We start from the raw sequence: 21,416 nt of genomic DNA, 5'->3' as shown, positions 1-21,416 counted from the left end.
CGAGCGTCGGCTCCATGCCGCTCAAGCAGGAAGTTCGGGCACGCCCTGAGCTCCCGGTCATCCACCATGTCCAGGCAATGCCATCATGTCAGCGGCGACGGCAGCCTGCCGCATCTCGCAATCGCTTCGAGACCACACAGACTCCTCGCAACTTTTGTGTGGTGTTCACCAAGGCACCTAGAATCGACTACCTCTGCGGGAGCAACGCGCGAGGACTTTGGCGATGGATGAGGATTGGTGGCCCGACATGATGCGTGGCCTGGCGCGGGAGGATCCATGGGGCGAGGAGATGGTCACGGTCGCCGAGATGCGCGGCTACGACGACGCGATCGTGCCAGGCCAGCGCATCCTATGGAGCGCACTCGTCACTACCGAGGATCTTGCGTCGCTCGACGGCGAACTGCGCGCGTTCAACCACGAAGTTGAATCCACCGGCCGTCCCGGTCCGGAGTCTCCTGGGCAGCTGAAACCCCGGTTCCACGTCTCCGCCTATCACGAGGGACGCAGGATTGAGTGCGAGCCGCTGATCCTGGGGTGGACGCAGGCCAACCAGACCGCACTGGTGCTCGATCCCGGCTTCGCGATGACCTATGGCCTCATGCCGCGCGCCGGCCCGAACGGCGCGCAGCACTGGGATGATCCGGCCGCGCCGCAAACCGACATCGCGATCGTAGACGAGCCTTCACTCTACGACTCGCAGAGGGTGTCGGGTGCCCGCGCTCGTATCTCCCGCGGCCACCTGCAGGACTACCTCACCCTGCGTGGCATGCATCTGATCCAGGTCTACTACGAGTATCGCAGCGCATTCCAGGATGACGCGGCGGAGCAGCTGCTCGGAGCCAAGGACCGGGTGTGCGAGGACCTCAGGGGCCGCAGCGTCGACGTGTCGAGATACCGCGATGGCGGATACGTTACGCAGGTTTGGGGAGCCCGGGTGATCGCTGGTCCGGGCGACATGCCCGTCACGGCCGATACGCTCGAACGGGAGGGACTGGTCTGGCCGGGACTGAGCGGTCCGGTCACCCGTGACGTCGCCCGGAAGGCTCGGATGCACGACTGGGTCTACGTCAGAGATACCGTGCTTGCGATCTACGAGGACCGGCCAGGCTTCAGCGTGCACCCTGAAAGCGGCGCCGTATCGTTCAAAGGCCAATGGAGCGTCGGCCACTGCGAACGTGTCGGCCGCGACGTGATCCGCGTCGAGCTCAAGAAGCTATACGAGGGAACGCCTCACCGGGTGATCCGACACTGGCACGCGCACGCCATACAGCCGACGCCTGCCGTCACCGGTCCGAAAGCAAGGCAGGCGCGCAACATCGCATCGAGAGCAAAGGCGCTCGTGCAGGCGCTTACCAAAGTAGGAGAGCTGCTCGCCGAGCTGAACGACCGGCTTGAACTGCCAGAGCTGAGCGGTGCGGACCTAGTCGGACTGGATCGAGAATTCCTCGAATACAACGGGTGGTGGATGGGGCCCTTCGTGAAGCAGGTCGCGCGTCACGCACCGATCGACATGGGGCGCGACGCCTTCCTGGAGCGCTGCCTCGACCTCGACAAGCTGACCGTCGAAGCCTTGGCCGAAAGACATCTGCGCAGGATGGTCCAGAAGATCGGCGAGAAGCGCGACCGCGTCAAGGATCTGCGCGGTCTCAAGCTCCTGGATCGCATAGCATGTCTCGCCCAGGTGGCCACCGATGCCGGCTTCAGCTTGAGCGATGCCGGCGCCGAAATCGTTCACCGCTTCCATGAGGACGCTCGTTCCAGGCGGCCGCTCAACCACCTCTTCGTCATCTCGGATTTGCGCCAGCTCAAGGGACACCGCAAGGAGATCGAAGCAGGCGCGATCACTGGATTGGAGCGGCTCGGCATGGACGAGAGAGGGGTGACAGGAGGCTGGGGCCCGGCGCTCGATGCCCTCTACGACGGAGCGATCAACGATCTTGAGACCTTGTGCAAGACGCTCGCGGACGCCGTCGCGATCATCCACGAGGGCGGTTAACCCTAGGGCTGAGACTCAATCATAGCCAGAAGGCGAGCGCAGTTGCGATAGCGACGCCTGAGAGGAAGTTGCCGGCGAGTTTGTCGTAGCGGGTAGCGACCCGGCGGAAATCCTTGAGACGGCAGAAGGCGTTTTCGATCAGGTGGCGGCCGCGGTAGCGCTCCTTGTCGTATCGGATTGTGCGTTTGCGGTTCCGCCGTCCGGGAATAACAGGAACGGCTCCGGCATCACGGAGCGAATGGCGCAGCCGGTCGGCATCGTAGCCCTTGTCGGCCAGCAGATAACGCATCCGGCCAGCACGTTCGAGCAGCGCGGGGGCCGCCTTCACGTCGCTGACATTGCCAGCCGTCAGCATCAGGGCATAGGGACGGCCGATGACATCGGTGAGGGCGTGGATCTTGGTCGTCCAGCCACCGCGCGAGCGACCGATCGCCTGGATCTGTCGCCCCCTTTTCCGCCGAACGCCGCGCGTTGCGCCTTGATGTAGGTGCTGTCGATCGCGGTGCTCTTCGCCACCACGCCAGCCCCCACCAGTGCGTCGAGCAGCTTGAGCCAGAAGCCACGGCGCGACCAGCGGTTGAACCGGTTGTAAATCGTCGTCGACGGCCCGTAATCAGCCGGGCAGTCGCACCAGCGGCAGCCCACCTTCAGCACATGCACGATCCCGGATATCACCCGCCGGTCGTCTACCCGCCGGGCACCGGGCTGGTTCTTGGGCAGGTGCGGCTCGATCGCCGACCACGCTTCATCCGACAACCAGAACAGTGCCATGCCTCAATCCTCCTGATCCACCCGCCAGTGAATCAGGAAAACCAGCATTCCTCAAGATGCTGATTGGGTTTCGACCCTAGGCATCTCACCCGCCTAGCGCACCAAGGTTGTTCCCGCTATGTATTGGCAAGGTCTATGCACTTCTGCTTCCCGTGCCCCAGAATGCAGATATCCGCGCCTCGGTCGCTAAGGATGCTGCGAACAACGAATGTTTTGGCGGGGATTCCCTGTGTGAAATAGAATACCTGTTCTATGGCGATCCGAAGGCAGATAATTTTTTTAGAGCGAAGCAGCGCCGGGAGGTGGCGTGATGATCGTCATTAGATCGGATGCCCAGAAGGAGTATTTCGCCAGGGAGATAATTCCAACTGGGTGATGAGTATTTCGAGGTATTTCGGCCACTCTTTCAGTTCGTGCAGTCGGTGATAAATCCGGCATAGTTAACCATTGATTTGGGAGCTTCGTGCCGCTCGATCGAACGGCCGCTTTCAGGGTAGCCGCGACCTGGTCTCAATGGCCAAATTGGGGCGCCTTACTGACGGGCCGCTTCGAGGCGTCCCATCGGCAGCTTCTGACAGAAGCGGACATCCAGGGTCATTGATCTGAGCGACCGGCTCTGGGTCGGTTGCTGACAGGGCGACCCGCAATGCTATCCAGGTGACCACGTTCATTCCACGGCCAATCACGGCCATGGAGACGAACAATGGGACATGCACAGTATGATCCTGCCACGCATCGCCGCCCGGTGTGGAATGCGGGCAAGACAGTCGGCACAAAGCGACCGCTGACGCAGAAGCAAATCTGGTCCGTTCGCTTCTTTTGGATCGGGAGGGCCGCCTTCGCGACAGAGCGCTGTTCGACTTGGCGATCGACAGCAAGTTGCGAGGCTGCGATCTCGTGAAGATCAAGATCGGCGACCTCGTCTCCGGGCCTAATATCAGAACCCGAGCGATCGTCATGCAGCAGAAAACCGGACGCCCTGTTCAGTTCGAGCTTACGGCCGATGTCAGAGCAAGCCTCCTCGCGTGGCTCGAACGCCGCGGCGGCACTATCCACGACTACGCCTTTCCGAGCCGCGTCGATCGCGCGGGCCATCTCAGCACGAGGCAGTATGCTCGGCTGGTGGATGAGTGGGTTGTTGCGGTCGGACTTCGCCGCGCCGAGTACGGGACGCACTCGCTTCGGCGCACGAAAGCGTCGATGATCTACAAGGCTACCGGGAACCTTCGAGCGATCCAAATCCTGCTGGGCCACACGAAGATCGAGAACACTGTCAGGTACCTCGGCGTGAACATTGAGGATGCCCTCGTCCTCGCAGAACGGACCGAAATCTGACATTGGGGCGGCCCATCCCAATGAGCGGTGGGTCGCTTCCACGTCGGACGGCTTACGACCAGATCCGATCGTTCACGATCGCCAAATTGAACGTCGTTTCAAGCCGAAAGCGGTCGATCACGGTGGGCGGAGCAGACAGTCGTCAATGCGCCTTCCTCGAACGTAGAGCGGGTTCGTTAGCGCTCCCGACAGCAGACCCAGCGGCGCTCCCTTGTGATTGAGCCCTCCACCGTGGTGTCGAACTTTGCCAGTTGCGATGGCTCATTCGTAGATAGGAGATGAGCGGCAGTTTTTGCTAGGAACGGACATAGCCGTGGCAGACGGGGATCCCGCAGTGTGCTCGCACATCTCAACTGAAGTGAGTAGTTGCCGGTTGTCTTTGAACTGATTGAGCGGGAGGGATTCGAACTCAGGCGCTAAGCGATTGATTTGCTGTGCTTCTGATCGATCTGTTTTCCCGCGATACCTCGGAATGGGCCTCGTCGATTTTTTCGCCTGAAATTCAACACTTGCTACCTGAGCTCGACGACGCAACGGTAATCGAACCCACGTATGACGCAAGGAAAAGACGATCAGTCGGGGTATGAGGTTTGATTTAGAATCAAGGCTCTACGACTATTCTACAAGTCGGATGGTGCATCATGCCAATGACTTGGTGACGTCGATCGCCCGGGGACCCGTTCCTCGGACTGGGAGTCTTCACTCAGCATTGTTGGCAGGTGTAGGCCATCAGGGCGGACCGGGCGCAAAGCGGACGGGAAGGGTGAGTTCCATGACCGATTTACCAGCCTCGTCGACCCAGTGGAAAGCGAGGTCGAAGCGCGAGGACACGATCCGCCCGCGGTCGAGCTTTGCGGTTAGTGTGTCGACATCCGCCCAGCTCACCGCACCGCTCGAACTGTTGCCGATAAGGATTTGGCGATTGAGGCGTTCGGCGCGATCGCCATCGGGTTTGAGGATGACATGGGCGTCTCTGCCGCCGTCGATCGCGATCCCGAAGATTTTGAGCTTGGCCGTTGCAATGTCGCCACTCCAGTAGCGCGGACCGGTGGCGAACAGCGAGGCCGCGTCGATCGCGGAGCGCAGCATCGGGCCGAAGTCGAGGGTCCGGGCGGGATCGCCATCGGGCAGGCCGATGTCGATCGCCGCCCACTGCGCGCGGGTCGGCCGGGCGGCCAGCACCCAGGCGGGCTGCGCGACATTGGCGGCGAGGAAATCCCGCGCGGCCAGCCGGAGTCTGCCGTCGGCGAGCTCGCTCCACTCCGAATGGGGCGAAGCCATTTGAAAGGCCTCGGCGATGTCATTGTCGGCATCGCCGTCCATGTCGCGGAAATTGCGCAGCACCCGCAGCCGGACGCGCCGCCGCTCGAACGGGGATTCGAGAGTCGTGACCCGCACCGCATAGCGCCGGAAGGGCGTGGTCCCGACGCCCTCCCCCTCGACGAGAAGGATCTCGCAGGCGACAACCTGGCCGAGGGCGTCGCCCCCTGCCGCGCCGCGGCGCAGAATCTCCGAGCCCTTCGATCGCGGCACGAAGGTGACCGCGTCGGGCGACATGTCGACGGCGGGTGCCGGGTTGAGAAGGGTGTTGTCGGGCCGGTTGGCGCGCTGCCCGGCGGCGATGTCATAGTCGAAGGCCTGGGCGAGTTCGCTGACCACCTCGGCTGCGGTCGGTTTTACAGCCGGCCTCGGCACCCCATGGCCGCTGTGGCGCATCCGGTCCCACCAATACCAGGGGTAGAGCTTGGACTGGGTGAGATCGGTGACGGCCTTGGTCGTGACGACACTGGCCGGCACGGCGTCCTCTTGGACGGTCTGGATCACTAGCACGTCATTCTGGGTCGGCTGGGCCGGACTGGCGTCGGGGTCGGCGTCGACCAGGAAATAATGGTGGGCGAGGGTGCGATCGAGATAATGCCAGCCGCCGAGCCGAGCGAGATCCTTCTCGACCGCCTCGAAGCCGGCCGGCTTGGTGAGGGCCAGGGCGTCGGCGGCACCCTCCGTGCCGTCGAGGTCGACCGCGACCGAGGCGCGGGCGGCCAGCGCCGCCCTGGCGCGCTTCTGGAAGAGGCTTGCCACCGGATCCTCACCCTCGGCGGGCCAGATGCGCGATGTGCGCGGATCGAGGTCGCTTGCCTGCCCCTTGTTCAGCACCGCCTTGGGGTTGAGCACCGCGGGCTGCGACGGGGGACGGCGCGACGGCAGCAGATATTGCCAGGCGACCACCCTGCCCCCTTTCGCGTCGGCGACCCGCCAGGACGGATTATAATGGACGACATTGGCTTCGAGCTGGCGCGGCTTGGCCTTGGTCCCGGTCACCGGATCAGTCGCCCATTGATCATAAGCGGCATCGGGAAGATAGCGCCGCTCCCAGGTCGCGCCGGGGAGGTCGGCTTCGAGGACATCCTCGGCGGTGCGCGCCTGGGCGTCGCCGCGCAGGGTGACATAATTTTGGCCCGACGCATCGACCCGGCGCTCGGCCCCGAGCAGCGTCGGATCGGTGTGATCGGGGACGAGCTTGCCCTTCTCGACGTAGCGGTTCTGCTCGATGGTGAACTCGGCATCATAGGATGCCTCGTCGAGCGCATCGATCAGGAAGCGCACCGGGTTGCCGGGCGCTTTGGGGTCGTCCTGGTGGAGGATCGCAAAGCCGGAAAACTCATCGGCATCGTTGCGCGGAAGATCGCCTGCCTGGTCGGCGAGGTCCTCGCGAATCCGCTTGTTGATCCGCAGGCCATAGAGATCGCTCGCATAGCGGTCGGGGTCGAAGATCGCGAGGCCGAGACCGCGCAGGCGCGCGAAATCGGCGGGGCGCGTGGCGAAGCGGCGCACCAGCGCACGGCGCAGCTCGCCGTCGGGCAAAGGGCCGTCGAGGTCGGCCGGATCACGATTTTCCGCCCGCCGGATGAGCGCGTCGACCCTGGTGTAGAGCGGATCCTTCTGGAACTGCATAACCTCCTCGCGGTCGTCGACCCGCAGCAGGAGATCGGTGATCTGGTCGGCAAGACCGCCGGGTCCGGCCGCCAGCAGCTCGACCTGCCGGCGCATCTCCTCGCCGGCCGCAGCGGCAACCGGATCGCTCAGTTCGAGCCGCTCGAAGGCGGTGCCGTCAAGGATCGCCTGGGTGAGCTCCACCAGGTAGAAGGCATATTCCAGGGTGACGATCGGATCGGGCAGCGAGCGCTGGCGGACGAGCGGCAGGAAGCCATAGGTGGTGTAGTAGAGATCGCAGACCCGGTTGACCTGGGGCATTTGCGAGATCGGGACATGGAGGTGCGGGGTCGCTTCGCCGAACTGGAGCCGCAGCGCGGTCTCGAAGCGGGCCTCGCGGCTATCGGGCGCGCGCTTGGCGAAGCGGTCGCGGCAGGCGATCCAGGCGAAGCGTTCGAACAGGGCGCTCCCCGCCTGCAGCTGCAGGGTCAGTTCCTTCTTCGCCGCGGCAGCCAGTCCCTCATAGCCGGTCGCGGTCGCTGCCGGTTGCCAGAAGGCTCGATCCTTCAATCCGTCCGACAGCGGCAGCGCCAGATAACGGCCCCGGGCGGCGCTCTCGGGCACTACATGGTCGCTCGGGCGCTCGATCCGGCAGCCGAGGCGCAACAGATGGGCGCGGGAGGAGAGCTCGCGGGGGTCGGCGGGGCTGGCGGGGTCGGTCCCCGACCAGGTCCAGGCCGCATCGAGCAGCGAGACCGGCCGGATCGCGGGAAGCGCGAGCGCACCCGAGCAGACCGCGTCGATGCGCGTCTGGAAGGTCGCGAAATCGGCGGCCAGCAGCGCATCGATGATCTTCTGCAGATCCTGGGCGAGGCCATGTTGTGCCGTGAGGGTCAGCGTGCCGGTCATCAGGCACATCATCGAATCAAGGAAGGGCGAGGCTTCTCCGGTGACGGCGCGGTTGTCGAAATGCCAAACCTGGGCGGTGAAGACGACCTTGCCGCGGGCCAGCGCATGGTCGAGTTCGGCGAACAGCTCGTAGAGGGCGCGATAGCCGTCGATGACCGTGTCGCGCTGCTCGGTCTCGGCGTTCCAGACGCCGTTCAGCAGCGCGCGGACATGCTCGGCGCTGACATCGAGCGTCAGGGTCGCGGCGTCGAGATCGGCGGTGAAGCCGAGCAGATGGAGCGTCTGGCGCTGCTGGGCCGCCTTGCCGGGGTCGAGCACCCGGTCGGCGCGCGCATCGGCGGGATTGCGGACCTCGTGGGCGAGCAGCAGCGGCGTCGCGATCGCCTTGGCGAGCGAAAGCCGCAAGCTATATTGATGTTCGGCATAGCCGCCAACCGTGACGGCGCCCTTGGGATCGATGACCGAGGCGTAGCGCAGCGCTTCCCTTGTCCGGGGGGAGAGCGGGCCATCGCTGCCGCCCTGCTCGTCGATCTCACGCTCAAAATGGTGGACCAGCGCGAAGGCCTGCTGGGCGGTGGCGGGGTCGGGTTTTGGCCCCGCCCCCAGCGGGTTGCCGACCGGGTCGGCGGCAGCGTCATCGTCGGGGGTCTGCAGCGGTGTCAGCGCATCGGGATAGGTCAGCATCGTCCAGCTGGCGCCCCGCGCCAGGGCCAGGCGCAGCTTGGTGAAGCCGAGCAGTTGGTCGTGGATCGGGTTGGCCGGGTCAGGCTGCGGGAGGCCGGCGACCGCATATCTGGCCGCATAACGCTGCCACAGCCGGTCGGCGGACTGGCCGACCCGCGATGTGAAGACCTCGGTGAGCCCGATCAGCGGCCGGTCGCCAAAGGTCTGGGGCAGAATATTGAACGGCTCGTCCCTGCGCAGATTGCCGATCGCGAGATGAAGCGCGAAGCCGGCGCTGGGGCCGGCGGGATCGGTCTGGGTGAAGACCGCAGGCAGATTAGAGATCGCCTTGTCGATGTCGGCGATCACCGGGTCGGCGGTGACCCGGAACAGCGGCATCGGATAGCCGTCCTTCGCCAGATGGCCGGTGACCGCCCCAGCGAGCGCGATCACCTTGGTCGAGCCATCCTTTTGCGGCAGCCAGAGTTCGAGCGTGCGGGCGTCGGTATCGCCTGCGGCAAGCCGGTCGACCAGCGCGCGTTCGAGCGAGGCTAGCGGCTCGGCGATGGCGACGTCGTAAATATAGGGCGCGCCTGCCGGCGGGCCGGCGCCGAACCGGGCCCGGCGGATGACGCGGACCCGGACCCGGAGCTTTCCCTGATGGCGGTCGCCGACCTCGAGCCGCGTGCCGCCGAGCAGGTCGGTGGTCCTGAGGCCGGTGCGCTGGGGCATGGCGACGACCAGCGAACCGGCCTCGACCGGCGACTGGATGCGCGTGCCGGCGGTTGCCGCGTCGAGCAGGCCCGGCGGGATTTCCCAGCCTTGCAGCAGCGGCTCTTTGGTGAGTTCGCCGAGTTTGGGCTGAAAGGAGACGAGGCCGTCGGGGTTGGCGGTATCAAGGGCGAGCTCGACCGAGAAACCGTCGGCGGCGGCCGCCTCGGCCTGTTGCGAGAAGGCGACGATCACCCCCCCGAGCTTCGCGCGCTCGGCCCGCTGATGGGCGGCATCGCCGGTCGGCCCGGCGTCCACGGTCGGATCCCAGATCGGGTCGGCGCCGTTGAGGAGGAACCGCCTGATCGTCACCGCCTGGATGTCGGTGCCGAACCCACCCAGGCGAAACATCTGCCCGGCCAGCGAATGCATGTTGGTGCCGAACCCACCGGCCAGGCGGTCGCTGTCCGCGTCCACCGTCATGAAACGGTCTGGCGACTGATCACGCCGCGCCTTGATCCAGCGAAGCCTCTCCCCGAAGCCGAACAACCGGCGCAGCGCCTCGACCACGCGCTGGTCGTCGTCGACCCTGCCGCTCTCGACCTTTTCGCTGAGCGTCCGCCACAGCAGATGATGATAGGAGGCCTCGCGCACCGGCTTACCGCCGATGTCGGGAAAGATAGACTCGATCGGCGGCTTGTTCACACTGTCATAGGTGAAGATCGGCGGGTCGAGCCTGAGCTTGTCCTTGGCATCCAGGGCTTCGCGGTCGGGCTTGATGAACAGCGTGTAGAGGCGACCGGCGAGCGCGCCCTTCGATTTGCTCAGATGCGCGCGCCAAGCGACGACCTGCTCTTCCTGATCGTCGATGTCGGGCGCGTTGAATATGGGCTCGGGCGCGATCTCCTGCGCCTTCAGCCGCGCCTGATACGTGGTAAGATTTGCCGCAGGCGCCTGGCGCAGAGCGGCGATGGCAGCGATCAGCCAGTCGAGGACGTCGGATTGCTGGGCCTCGTTCAGCGCGGCGAACTGCTCGATCCTGGGCCGAATGAAGGACGAGGTCGCGATATCGGGCCAGAGCGCGCGCGGAGCGGCGAGCGCTGGATCGCCGACTAGCGGGTCGGTGCCGAGCGCAAAGCCCGGGATCGCGCCCTGATAGCGCCAGCTCTTCAAACCGGCCGCCGTCTTGATCTCGAGCTCGATGTCGAAGCTGGTGCCGGGCGGAAAGGGCACCGGGACGCCGGCCGTCTGCCAGTCCTTGTCGGACGGCCAGCCCGCCCGCTGGATTAATCCCTTATTGGCGATGATCGCTGGAAAGCCTGGCGCGCCGAGCGTGGGTCCGGGCTCGCTGAAATATTGGTTGAGGCTGGCGTGGCGCCATAAAGCTTCGGGCAAATTGCCGAGCGGGCTGTTGCCCCAGAGCAGCATTGGTTTCAGGACGAGGAACAGATCGTCGGTATCGGCCTCCTTGCTCAGGCTGCGCTGGAAGCCAACCGGGCCCTGCTGGTTGATGGCGCCCGGACTGAACAGATCGAGGGCGATGAGGATGGCGGCCATGAAGGGTTATCCGAGCAGCAGCCGGCCCGACACGGGCACGGCGAGTTGACCAGAGACGCGGAAGGTCCAGCTGAACCAGCCCGAGCCTATCTTGACCGAGCCCGAATAGGCAACGGACATGACCGCCTGATAGCTAAGCGCCGTCGGCTGGCCGCGCATGACGACGATGAAGCAGGTGACCGAGGCCTGGGCCGAGACCCTGAAGCGCGCCGATAGCACCCAGATGTCGATGCCGCCCTCGCCATAAGCGAAGATGCCGATCGCGCCCGAGATCTCGACCCGCTTGACCACCTTGGGCAGGTCGCCGATCCCCTTGACTCGGGCCGACATGTCGAAGGTCAGCGCCGCTTCGAGCACCGCGAACACGCCGATGCCGGCGCGCACCCAGGCGACGCCGTTTCCGGTCCCGAAGAAATAGCCGACATAGAGCGCGAAACCCGCGGCGAGGGTCATCTCCTTGCCGGTCGCGGCGACATGGCTGCGCTTCTGGACGTAGAAGCCGAATTTCACCTCATAGGTGCCGGCCGGGATGCTGAAGGCGCGGAACCAGTTATAGCCGAGCGCGTCACGCCACGGGAAACCGACGTCGATCAGGAAGTCCTGGTTGACCCCCCATTCGAGCGCGATCTCGCCTGAGCGCATATTGGCGATGAGCGCGAGCTTGGGGATGGTGAGCGCGACCCGGAATTTGTCCTGGGTGCGGGTCGGGCCCGGGATATAGGCGAGCGAGATCGAATCCGCGTCGAAGACCGGCTTGATCCAGGGTGCCGACAGCCGGATGCCATAATAAGCGCCGTCCTGCATGACGAGCGCGCACTTATCGAGGATCTCCTTCAGCCCGAAGGTGATCGCGAGGAGCCAGGGCGTGTTGCCGGCGAGATCGGCCTTCACGGCCTTGTTTGGCTGGTCGATGAGCTGGGGAAGCACGCTCTCGGCCGTGTCCATCTTGCCGAGCAGGAAGTCGTAGATGCCCTGCTCGAAGCGCATCCCCTTGGCAAGGAGCAGGCCGTAGATGTTGAGGAACTTGTCGGGGTCGCCCTTGCGCAGCAGGCTGACCAGCCAGGACTTGTCTTCGCCGCCCTTGGGGTTGGCATAGTTCATATAGGCGAAGCTGAGCTTGTCGCCATCGGCAAGCGGCGACCAGTCGAGGATCTTCAGCCGGATATTGTCGGCCATCAGTAGGCCGGTCTTCTTGCGGCTGGCCGCCTTCAAGCCCGACATATAATCCTGGGCGAAGATCAGCTTCTCGATTTCGAGGGTGATGATCCGGAACAGGTCGATCGACAGATGGTCGGCTTCGAAGCCGCCGATGCCGACGAACAGCTCGTTGAACGCCGGCTTCCCGTCATAGACCGGCACGCCGATCAGCACGTCGAGCTTGAACCGGCCGCTGCCGCTCAGGCCCGGTAGCTTGCCCAGGTCGAGTGTCAACGTCACCGTCGGCAGCGTGAAGTCCTTGACCTCGGACAGGCTTTTCAGGTCGAATTTGAATCCGGGTATCTCCACGCTCGTGAACCGCTTCTGCAGATCGCGGAGCGCTTCCGATGCCTCGTTCGCGGTCTTGCGCAGGAAGCCGAGACCCGTCGGGATGATGTCGATCCCGGAGAGGTTGAGAGTGCGCGCCGACGGCAGCGCGATCGAGAGCGCGGGAAAGTCGAAGCCGACCGACCGGGCGGTCCCCATCCGCAGGCTGGTGGGCCCAGGCCTGGGCAGGCGGATCCGGAAGCCCTGGAGCTTGATCAGCGGATTGTCGCCCAGCGCCACCGGCAGCCCACCCTGCTGGAGCTTGACGTCGGCATCGATGTCGATCGCGACATCGCCGCCATGGCGGACGGCTTTCAGCGAGCGGAAGGCGAAGGATTCGACGAAGAGCTGGTTGATCTCGACGGTGAGCGGTTGCTGGAAATAGCAGCCAAATTCGAAGCTGCGCGATGGGTCGCTGACCTTGGCCGGCGGCACCACCGCCTTGATCAGCATCTCCTTGTTGGTGTCCTTGGTCCCGAACATGTCGACGAGCTTGAGCAGGCAGCTGATCTCGCCCTCGGCCACCTTGGTGTTGCGGACCGTCACATCGAACTTGACCAGGGTCAGGTCCGCATCGCGCAAGGATTTCTCCTCTGCGATGTCGGGTGCGTTCGCCGCCTTGCGGATCCGCGCGGTGACATCGAGCGCCGGGCCACCCTGGTCCCAAGGCGGTTTGGTGCCACCCAGTGCGATGTAAAGCGCCTCGATCGCGGCAAGCCCGGTCATCGTGTTGACCACGGCATCCTGCGTCAGATCGACGGTCGGCCGGACGATGAAGATGCCGACCCAGGCGGGGTCGTCGCGGACATCGGGCGCGATCAGCGCAAGATAGGCGTCGAGGTCGCCGTCGGGGACCATCAGCGGGTTGGAGCGACCCTCCCCCGCATAGCCCTGCTGGATCTCGCGCAGCATGGCGGCGAGCGAGCGGCGGGTGCCGGTCTTGACGATCAGGCTGGTGTCGGCGTCGAGAAAGAACAGCCAGGGGGTCGAGCCCTGGCGGCAGAAATCGAACAGATGGTTCCACAGCCGCCCGGTCGCGGGGCTGGGCTGCGCGCCGATCCGCCGGCTGATCACGACATATTCGGGCGGCTCGGTCGGGATATCGGCGAGGCGGGCGATCGCGCGCCTGAAATCCTGGCGCAGCATGTCCAGGATCGCCTGGGCGTCGCCGGGGCGTTCGAGCAGCCGTGCGAAGATGTCGGCAGTGAGCACCGGCCCGAGGGCGGCGCGCAGCGCGCCCAGCAGCGCGTCGATGCGCTCTGCGGCACCGGTCGGCAGGCCGAGGTCGGAGAGGATCGCGGCGATCGCGGCCTGGCCCTTCGCCTTCCAGATCGCCTGGAGCAACGCGAACTCGGCGGAAGCGCCCTCCTTGATGGCGTTCAGGAAGCCACCCAGCGGCGCGATGTCGAGACTGGGCATCGCGCCGAACAGCGCCTGGGCCATGGCTATCGCCTGACCGGGAAAATTTTCATCGAGCCAGTCGCGATTGCCGTCGAAGAGGCTGACGAGGCGGCGGAACAGCTCCTGATCGGGCGGGGTCAGGAACCAGCGCGCGACCAGCGCGAAGGCCTCGTCCCATTCATCGGGCGCATCGAAGAAGTCAGCGATCTCGGCGACGATCTCGTCGGGCGGCGTCAGCCTCAGCCAGGCCGACAGCGTGACGAGCTGCCCGGCATGCTGCGGAAAAAGCCGGGGCAGCACATCGCCGGCGAGCAGTTCCCCCAGCCCCGCGGCTCGCTCGAGTGCGGCGGCCGGCAGCGTGGTGAGGTCGCTCAATTTTGCGAGAGGCACGAAGTCGAGCTGCAGTTTTTCGCGCAGCGCCGCGATGAAGTCGCGCTGCTCCTGGGTGGCGGGCGCGAGCCAGTATTGGGCGAAGCGCGTGTAGAGGGGGCCGGCACCCGCATCGGCCTCCATCTTCGCGTCGATCGCCTGGAACGTGCCCGGATCGGAGTCGCCGCCATGGAGATATTGGAGGCTTTCGTCGGGTTCGACGAGATATCGGAGGGTACCTACCGGACCTTTGCCGGCCAGCAGGGGCGCGGCGGGGGCGCCCGCCATCAGCCGGGGTTGCGGAAGCGCGGTCTGGTCGAGCGAGCGCGCCGACAGCGAAATGCCGGAAAAGACGGTGGTGAAGTCGGGCGCGGCCTTGGTCATAGCGCGGGCGCCGCCGACATGGCCGAAGTCCGCGGTCGGGAGCTGCGGCGGATCGACGATGCGCCGGGCGGGATCGGTGAACTGTTTATCGAGCGCTTCGAGCCGGTCAAAGATGTCACTGATCGTCGGGCTGACGAAGGCGCCTACGGGCGTGCCCTGCTTTTCCGGCAGGAGATTGGTCAGGCTCCAGCCGATGTCCATCAGCGGGAGACGCAGCGTGTTCCCGGCGGTGATCGTTGCCTGGCGTTCGACGATATCGGCGCGCAGCACACGGTCGGCGCCCGCATGCAGGCTCTGCTCGGGCATCTGCAGCGCGACATCCCAGTCGGCCGGCGCCTCGAGATGGAGCTCGGCATATTCAAAGGTGGGCGGTCCTGCGCGGGGCTGGATCGCTTCGGTGGTGAGACTGGCCTTCCATGCGACCGCCTTGGCGCTGCCGGTGCGCTTCATCCGCAGGCCACGCGCGAGGCCATGGAGTTCGACCGGCGCGGCTTTCCCGATCGGCACGCCGCTGTCGGTCAGCCACATCGGCGCACTGCTGTCGAGCCCGAGGAGGCGATCCTCGCTCAGCGCGTCGATCGCGATCCCCTTGATTTCGACCGGCATCGGGGTGCCGCGCTGCGTGGTGGTGAGAACCGCGGCGTCGGCGCTCTGGCCGGCCGGGCCCTTGCGCGCGCCGATATGAAAGGGGTCGTCCGCGGTGAGCGCGATGGGCAATCCATGCTCGTCGGTCATGCGGAAGGCGAGCAGCGCGGGGGGATGGCCGTCACCATTGCCGCGCCATGTCCGCTGTCTGCGAATCTCGCCAGGCTGTCCGGCCTTCTCGAGGACGAGCGCGCCATTGGCGAGCGCGAACTGGTAGAGGACCGGGCTCGCGACCAGCGCCGATTTTTGCAGCGGGTCCGAACCGATGAGGAGATGATGGTGTTTGGGCACCAGCCATTGCCGCCAGCGCCCCGCGCCGCCAACGATCGCCTTGTCGAGCCGCGCCAGGGTCAGCATCTGCCGGGCGGGCCCCGGCGCATGGTCGCCGAGGCGATATTGGGCATCGCCTTCGATGCCGTAGACCGCCGCGGCCAGGGCGCCCTCATCGGGGCGGAAATCGAAGGTGAACCAGGCCTTGGCATTGCCCGAGGGAGCGAGCGCTTGGAGCAGCGTGTCGAAATCGTCGAAGGCGAGGATCGCGGCCTTGAGCTGGGTCGTCTGTGCGGCGCGCATCCGGAGGCCGAATTGCGGATCAACCGCGAAGTCGGCGGGCTGGTCGAGGGTGATGGTGACGCGCTTTGCGGGATCGGCCGGGTCATGCTCGGCAAAGTCGAGCTTGACGATGTCAGCCTTGTTGCCGGCCTGGGCGGTCACCACCTGCTGCAGGTTGATCTCGCCATGGGCGAGAGTAACGGCGAAGGTCACCACTGCTTTGATCCGCGGCGCGAACGGGAAGTTTCCGTCGAGCCCCACCTTCAGCGTCGGGTTGGCGCCGGTCGTCAGGGTCAGCGCGACGCTGTTCGCAAGGCCGCCCGCAGCCGGCAGCACGACGGTGGCACCCGCCGTAGCCTTAACCTTCATGCCGAACAGGTCGAGCGCATAGTCGGCCATGAGCGTCTCCTATTTGCCGCAGTCGACCGCGTGCCGGCCGGACGGGCCGCCCGACCATCGGATATGGGTGATGTCGCGAGCGTTCAGTCGCGCCAGGTCGGATCTGGCGAGCCTCGCATCGAGAATGAGGCGGCCGGGCTTGCCGTCGGGCACCTCTTTGCCCTTGTCGTCGAGCAGGGCCAAGGTTCGGGTCGGCGCGCCGTCACGCCATGCTTCGACCACCTTGTGGTTCGGTCGATCCGAATGGGCGGAAGGGTCGTCCTGATCAGGAACGATGCGGAAGCGCAGCGGACTGCCCGGAAAGCTCACGCTGTCGATCGTCCCGCTGCAGATTTTGGAGCTTTCCCATTCCGCCAGCGACCATTGGCTCTCGGAGCGGCCGGGTTCGCGCAAGCGGATCCCGCCGATCTCGGCGCGGACGAACGAGGCCGGGGCGAATTGGGGGGCTCCCAGGAAATATTGGTTGAGGGTGCGTCCGGCGATGTCGGTTTCGGCGATCGGGTTCCGATCGCCTTTCGCCGTCATCGCCGCGAGCGGATCATATTCATCTCCGGGCGGGTTGCCGAGCGCGAACGCCTCGACATAGTCACCCTCATCTCCCGAACAGCCCTCCTTGAACAGCCCGGCGCGCGCCAATGCCGCAAGGGCCTTCCGGCCGGATCGGTCGAGGGCCTGGCAGAAGCGCGAAGGTGTCAGCCGCAGGAACATCACCGCGCGGCCCCCCACGACCGGGTGGCGTTGCAGTGCGAGGCTGTCGATCAGCGCCGTCCACAAGGCGGCCCGATCGCCCGGCTCGGTGAGCGCCCGGCGCCAGGGTTCCTGGACGTCCGAAGGATCGGCCGGGGTTGTCGAGCCGAAATAGGCGAGCCGCTGCAGCGAGAGGATCGTGCCGAGAAAGAGCAGCTCCTCGTCGGTCAGATGCGAGGCCGGATCGACCTCGCGGATCGGCACGCGCAGGAAGCCGGCCAGCTGCGGCTGCCGGCCCCCGACGGCAAGGGGGATGTCCAGGTCGACCGAGCCCGGGCTGAAGGCCTTGAGAAACGGCGGGTCTAGGGTCGGACCCCAGGTCGGTGTGGCGACATACAGGACCATGCCGGGCCGCAGGACCAACTTCTCCTCGTCGAGTTTCTCCGGGCGGCTGCCGTCTAGCGGGATGGGGCCGGCGAGTGGGAGGCTGGTGCAGCCGGCGAGCAGCGCCGCGGCGCTGAGGGACAGTGCTGCGAGGGAGCGCCTGGATGGCATGGTCACAATCCCGTGGTGTCGAGGGCAAAGGTGCGGGCGAGGCTCAGATCCTGCGGTGAAGGCGGGCTGCTGCGCGCGATCAGCTTGCGGCATTGGCTGATCGTGTCCGCAGGCACGAACTTCTCTTCCTTGCCATTCTTGATCCGGCTGTAGTCGGCCATGTGGTCGACGATGGTGGTGAGCAGGGCCTGTTCCAGCGTGGCATCGAGAACCCACTGGGCCGGTGGCTTAGTCTTGTCCGGATAGGCGAAGGCCTTGATCGCATCCTTAAGCCAGTCGCGCGCGACTGTCTTGCCCGCCGCGTCCGTGACGAAATAGAGGCGGGGCGTGCGGACATGCGCGCGGAGCAGAACCGCGACCGCGGTCTCGGACCTGAACAGAGCGCCCAGCTTGACGTCGGCCGGCCATTGATAGCCTGCCGGCATCGGCCCCCAAGGACCGTCGAGCAGGTTCCGGATACGCAGGCGGCAATAGCTCCACAGGGCGGTCCGGACAGCTGGCGATTGCCGTCCAGCCAGGACGAGCCTTCGGAACAGGTGCCATTGCCGGAGCGGCTCGCGCGCTTGTTTTTCGGCGCCCCAACTGCGGTAGCGCGTCTCATCGAAGGCCGGATCGCTGCTGTGGCTGGCGAGCTGCGGGCCCTGGAACTCGAGCATCGACAGATAGGTTCGAAGACTGGCATTGGGCCTGGTTTTCAAGGTCGCCCACGGGGTTTCGGCGCGCAGTCCCAGGTCGCCGAAATAGCGTTTGGCGGCGGCGCGCTCGTCGGCTGATCCCGCCTCGAGCATGGAGAGGAAGCCGGGAAGCTCGGCCGCGGCCGGCTTATCGTCCGCCGGGGTCAGGGCGAACTGATACAGACCGAAGGAGAGGATCTGGGCGTCCCACCCGTTGACGGCATCGAAGCGGTTGGAGGTCTCGTAGCGCGAGACGGCGGTGATGACCTTGAAGCTGGACAGTTCAGAGGGGGTCGGGGCCGCCTTGCCGATCAGCCGTTCAGCGGTGATTCCGGCATCCTTGTCGGATTGTGGTGGCCCGCAGGTTGGGCCTCCGATGAAGCCGGTGCGATTCTTGACCGGGTCATAAGCCGTCCCGATGACCTCTACCTTGGGTGGCGCGTTGGCGACCTCGGTGAACTCGAGCGCCAGGGCGATATTCTGACCGGCCTTATGGTCGAAGCGGGCCCACAGATTGGCCGTGACCATCAACGCCTTGGCTTTTTTCAGATCGGCAAAGGTGCCGGCCTGGAGCTCGGGGCGCTGCGAGAACTCACAGATCACCACCGGACAGCGCCATTTGTTCGCCTTCCATATGCCGATCAGCCGCCTTGTTTCGGCATTGGCGACCCCCGAAACAGGCTTGTCGATGGCGTAGCGATCGGCTGGGTGCTTGGCCGCGCTGACATAGTCAAAGACGGCGTGCGTCCCGGCCGGGTCCACCGCTACATTGGACTGGCGCGCATAATATTGGAACTCCCGCAGCGCCATGGCGGTCCAATATCCGAACTTCCCGGTGGGATCCCCATAACCTTTCTCCTGCGCGGCAAGGCGGAAGCCGAGTTCGATGAGATCGTGTCGAAGCCGGGCGACGAAGTCAGACAGAGGTTCGCCGGCACGGACCTTGCCACCCCATTTCTTAGTAGCATCATCGTCACCAAGACGGAGATCATAGTCTGCCATGAAGGTTCAGCCGACACAGCCCGCCGGCATGCGGCAGCGCAGTTGGCACCGCTCAGCCTGGCCTGTCGAAAGCGTCGTGCTGTCGAAGTTTTTCTCGATGCCCACCGGGTTCTCCCGCCTGCGCTCTGGTGCTTTTTTGGTGACTGCGGGTCGATGCCCGCTCTGATCGTCAGACCTTTTGATCGCCCTTGTAGAAAACCGGCACGATTGTGGCCCATAGCAACGCCAACAAGGCCGGCAGCCAAGTAAGGTTGTCCGGCCAGTTGATCGGTCCTGCAGGGAAGTCGAGCGCGATCACCCACAGGATGAAAGAGACAGCGGCGATCATCACGCTCCGGAACTGCGCAGGCTTTCCGTTCTCGGCGGTGATCTTCCAACGCAGCGCGATCGTGAAGCCGAGGCACGCCGCTGACAGAAACCACAAGCCCCAATTCTGGTTATCGGGTACAATAGCGCTGCCCGCTCCGTAGAGCGCCAAGGCTTCGCCAGGAATGAGCTTGGCGAGACGCTCGCCCAACTATCGCCAGGTTCACCGACCCGAAGGCTCATGCAATCCCCCATTGTTGCGTGATGGACTAACGCTGGTGAACGCGATACTACGCGACGCAAAGGCTTCGCGGATCACTCGCGACCGTGCATGATAAGATCATGTCCGGGCCGTAAAGGAAAGACACACTCGCTCTTTTTTTTGATTCAATCCCCGCTCTTTTTCGGCCTAGTCAATGTGTGCGTCGAGATCGTTGAGTTTTTTTCGTGATTTCCGCAATCGGCAGAACACCGCCGAAAAAGCTCGGCGGCATCTGACTTGTTAAGGTCAGGACTCACTGATCAGGGCCAGAAGATGACGGTGGCAGCGAGTGCAATCGCCGATAAGAAGGCGGCTGGGCATCGGTCGTAGCGGGTGGCGACGCTGCGCCAGTCCTTCAGACGGCCAAACATGATCTCGATCCGGTTGCGGCGCCTGTAGCGGCGTTTGTCGTATTTGACGGGCTCGTTGCGCGATCTCCGGCCCGGGATGCAGGGCTTGATGCCCTTTTCTTCCAGCGTGACGACCCCCAGTTCGGCGCCGACGGCAGGTTTTGTCAGGAGCGGCCCTTCAAGTGGCGCCACTGAATGGGAGCGATGTCCCAGTTTCGGTCACCTCGGTGTCCGCCCGGGAGCAAGATGAACAAACGGCCGGTTTCGGGAAAGCGCTGCGTCAAGCTAAACGGCGGGAAGTGGGTCGGAAGCGGTCGAGTCCCGGCTACCATCTTTGGGCGGTTCAATCCGTGGCCAATGACGGCCGTGGAGAGGAACGATGGGACACTCACAGTATGACCCTGCCGCGCAATGCCGGCCCGCTTGGAACGCAGGCAAAACGGTCGGCACGAAGCGACCTCTGACCCAGAAGCAAATCTGGGCTGTACGCTTCTTTCTGGATCGGGAGGGCCGCCTCCGCGACAGGGCGCTGTTCGACCTAGCGATAGACAGCAAGCTGCGCGGCTGCGACTTGGTTAAAATCAAGATCGGCGACATCGTTTCTGGAGCCGACATCCGGACCAGAGCCATCGTCATCCAGCAGAAGACAGGCAAGCCGGTGCAGTTTGAGCTGACCGCCGACGTTCGGGCCAGCCTACTCACCTGGCTCGAGCGTCGTGGCGGCACAGTCCACGACTATGCCTTCCCAAGCCGCGTCGACCATGCCGGCCACCTCAGCACACGCCAATATGAAAGGCTCGTAGACGAGTGGGTCACTGCCGTCGGACTTCGGCGTGAAGAGTACGGCACGCATTCGCTTCGCCGCACTAAAGCATCGATGATCTACAAAGCCACCGGCAACCTGAGGGCGATCCAGATCCTGCTGGGTCATACGAAGATCGAGAACACCGTTCGATATCTTGGTGTCGACATCGAAGATGCCCTGATCCTTGCAGAGCGTACCGAGATCTGACGCTCGGGGCGGCCCATCTTGGCTAGAGATGGGCCGCTCTAACGCTGGGCGGCTACGCGCCCCGTTCAAGACACTGGGAGCCCCTCCGGAAATTCCGCAAAGCAGACGTAAGAATAGCGATCAAATTCCTCAGGCGCGGCTACGCGGAGCCGTCTATCGCCGATCTTCCGCGGCTTGATCTCTTCAGGATCTCCCGGCCAGCTCAAGCGTAAGCAGCCCATCCTTCAGCGCTGCCGCTTCACCTGGAGGTACTCGCTGAGCACGGCCGGACGCTCGGTGAGCGGGTGGGCAATGTCTGAACTGATGGGGTGGATGCCCCCTTCGAGCGGCGTCGTATGATGCCGGACCGGCACCGGGAGGTGCCAAGCGAAGGAGGAGCAGATGACCGACGTCCACATCCTCGCCATCGACCTGGCGAAGC

General features: G+C 64.9%; 8 protein-coding genes and 3 pseudogenes. 3 read left to right on the top strand and 8 right to left on the bottom strand.

Annotated features, from left to right (window positions below; translation table 11 throughout):
- The first annotated feature begins 223 nt into the window (after positions 1-223).
- A complete protein-coding gene (locus MF607_RS20605) occupies positions 224-1,996 on the top strand; it encodes a hypothetical protein (protein WP_242122000.1) in 1,773 nt (590 codons plus the stop codon).
- A 19-nt stretch (positions 1,997-2,015) separates the two neighbouring features.
- On the opposite strand, the pseudogene MF607_RS20600 reads toward MF607_RS20605, so the two are convergent.
- Positions 2,016-2,767, bottom strand: a pseudogene (locus tag MF607_RS20600) (IS5 family transposase).
- Positions 2,768-3,470: 703 nt separating this feature from the next.
- Between MF607_RS20600 and MF607_RS20595 the strand changes: the two are divergent.
- Positions 3,471-4,102, top strand: a pseudogene (locus MF607_RS20595) (tyrosine-type recombinase/integrase).
- A gap of 729 nt (positions 4,103-4,831) precedes the next feature.
- Here the strand turns inward: MF607_RS20595 and MF607_RS20590 are convergent.
- From MF607_RS20590 to MF607_RS20565, 6 genes and pseudogenes are all read right to left on the bottom strand, one after another.
- Positions 4,832-10,873 (bottom strand): hypothetical protein, encoded by a 6,042-nt coding sequence (locus MF607_RS20590; protein ID WP_242121999.1) that lies wholly within the window; start codon positions 10,871-10,873, stop codon positions 4,832-4,834.
- Between the two features lie 6 nt (positions 10,874-10,879).
- Positions 10,880-16,147: a hypothetical protein gene (locus tag MF607_RS20585; protein ID WP_242121998.1), complete on the bottom strand. Its 5,268-nt coding sequence runs from the start codon at positions 16,145-16,147 to the stop codon at positions 10,880-10,882.
- Positions 16,148-16,156: 9 nt separating this feature from the next.
- The gene (locus MF607_RS20580; protein ID WP_242121997.1) at positions 16,157-17,395 is read right to left on the bottom strand and encodes a hypothetical protein; all 1,239 of its coding nucleotides are present in this window, start codon (positions 17,393-17,395) and stop codon (positions 16,157-16,159) included.
- Complete coding sequence (locus MF607_RS20575) at positions 17,392-19,065, bottom strand: hypothetical protein (RefSeq protein WP_242121996.1); 1,674 nt, start codon at positions 19,063-19,065, stop codon at positions 17,392-17,394. Before MF607_RS20575 ends, MF607_RS20580 begins: the two co-directional genes overlap by 4 nt.
- Positions 19,066-19,234: 169 nt before the next feature.
- On the bottom strand, positions 19,235-19,582 hold the full coding sequence (locus tag MF607_RS20570) for a hypothetical protein (protein ID WP_242121995.1): 348 nt from the start codon (positions 19,580-19,582) through the stop codon (positions 19,235-19,237).
- 311 nt (positions 19,583-19,893) lie between these two features.
- Positions 19,894-20,109 (bottom strand): annotated as a pseudogene (locus tag MF607_RS20565) (transposase); the annotation flags it as partial.
- A gap of 253 nt (positions 20,110-20,362) precedes the next feature.
- Here MF607_RS20565 and MF607_RS20560 point away from each other — a divergent pair.
- Entirely contained in the window at positions 20,363-20,995 is a 633-nt protein-coding gene (locus MF607_RS20560; RefSeq protein ID WP_242121994.1) for a tyrosine-type recombinase/integrase, read from the top strand.
- Positions 20,996-21,219: 224 nt separating this feature from the next.
- Here the strand turns inward: MF607_RS20560 and MF607_RS20555 are convergent.
- Positions 21,220-21,416, bottom strand: a 197-nt coding sequence (locus tag MF607_RS20555) for a hypothetical protein (protein WP_242121993.1), incomplete at its 5' end; no start/stop codon positions are given.

The organism is Sphingomonas lacusdianchii, assembly GCF_022664395.1.
GTDB lineage: Bacteria > Pseudomonadota > Alphaproteobacteria > Sphingomonadales > Sphingomonadaceae > Sphingomonas > Sphingomonas lacusdianchii.
The sequence above is the reverse complement of the archived record's forward strand: the minus strand, read 5'-3'. Positions and strand labels throughout refer to the sequence as shown.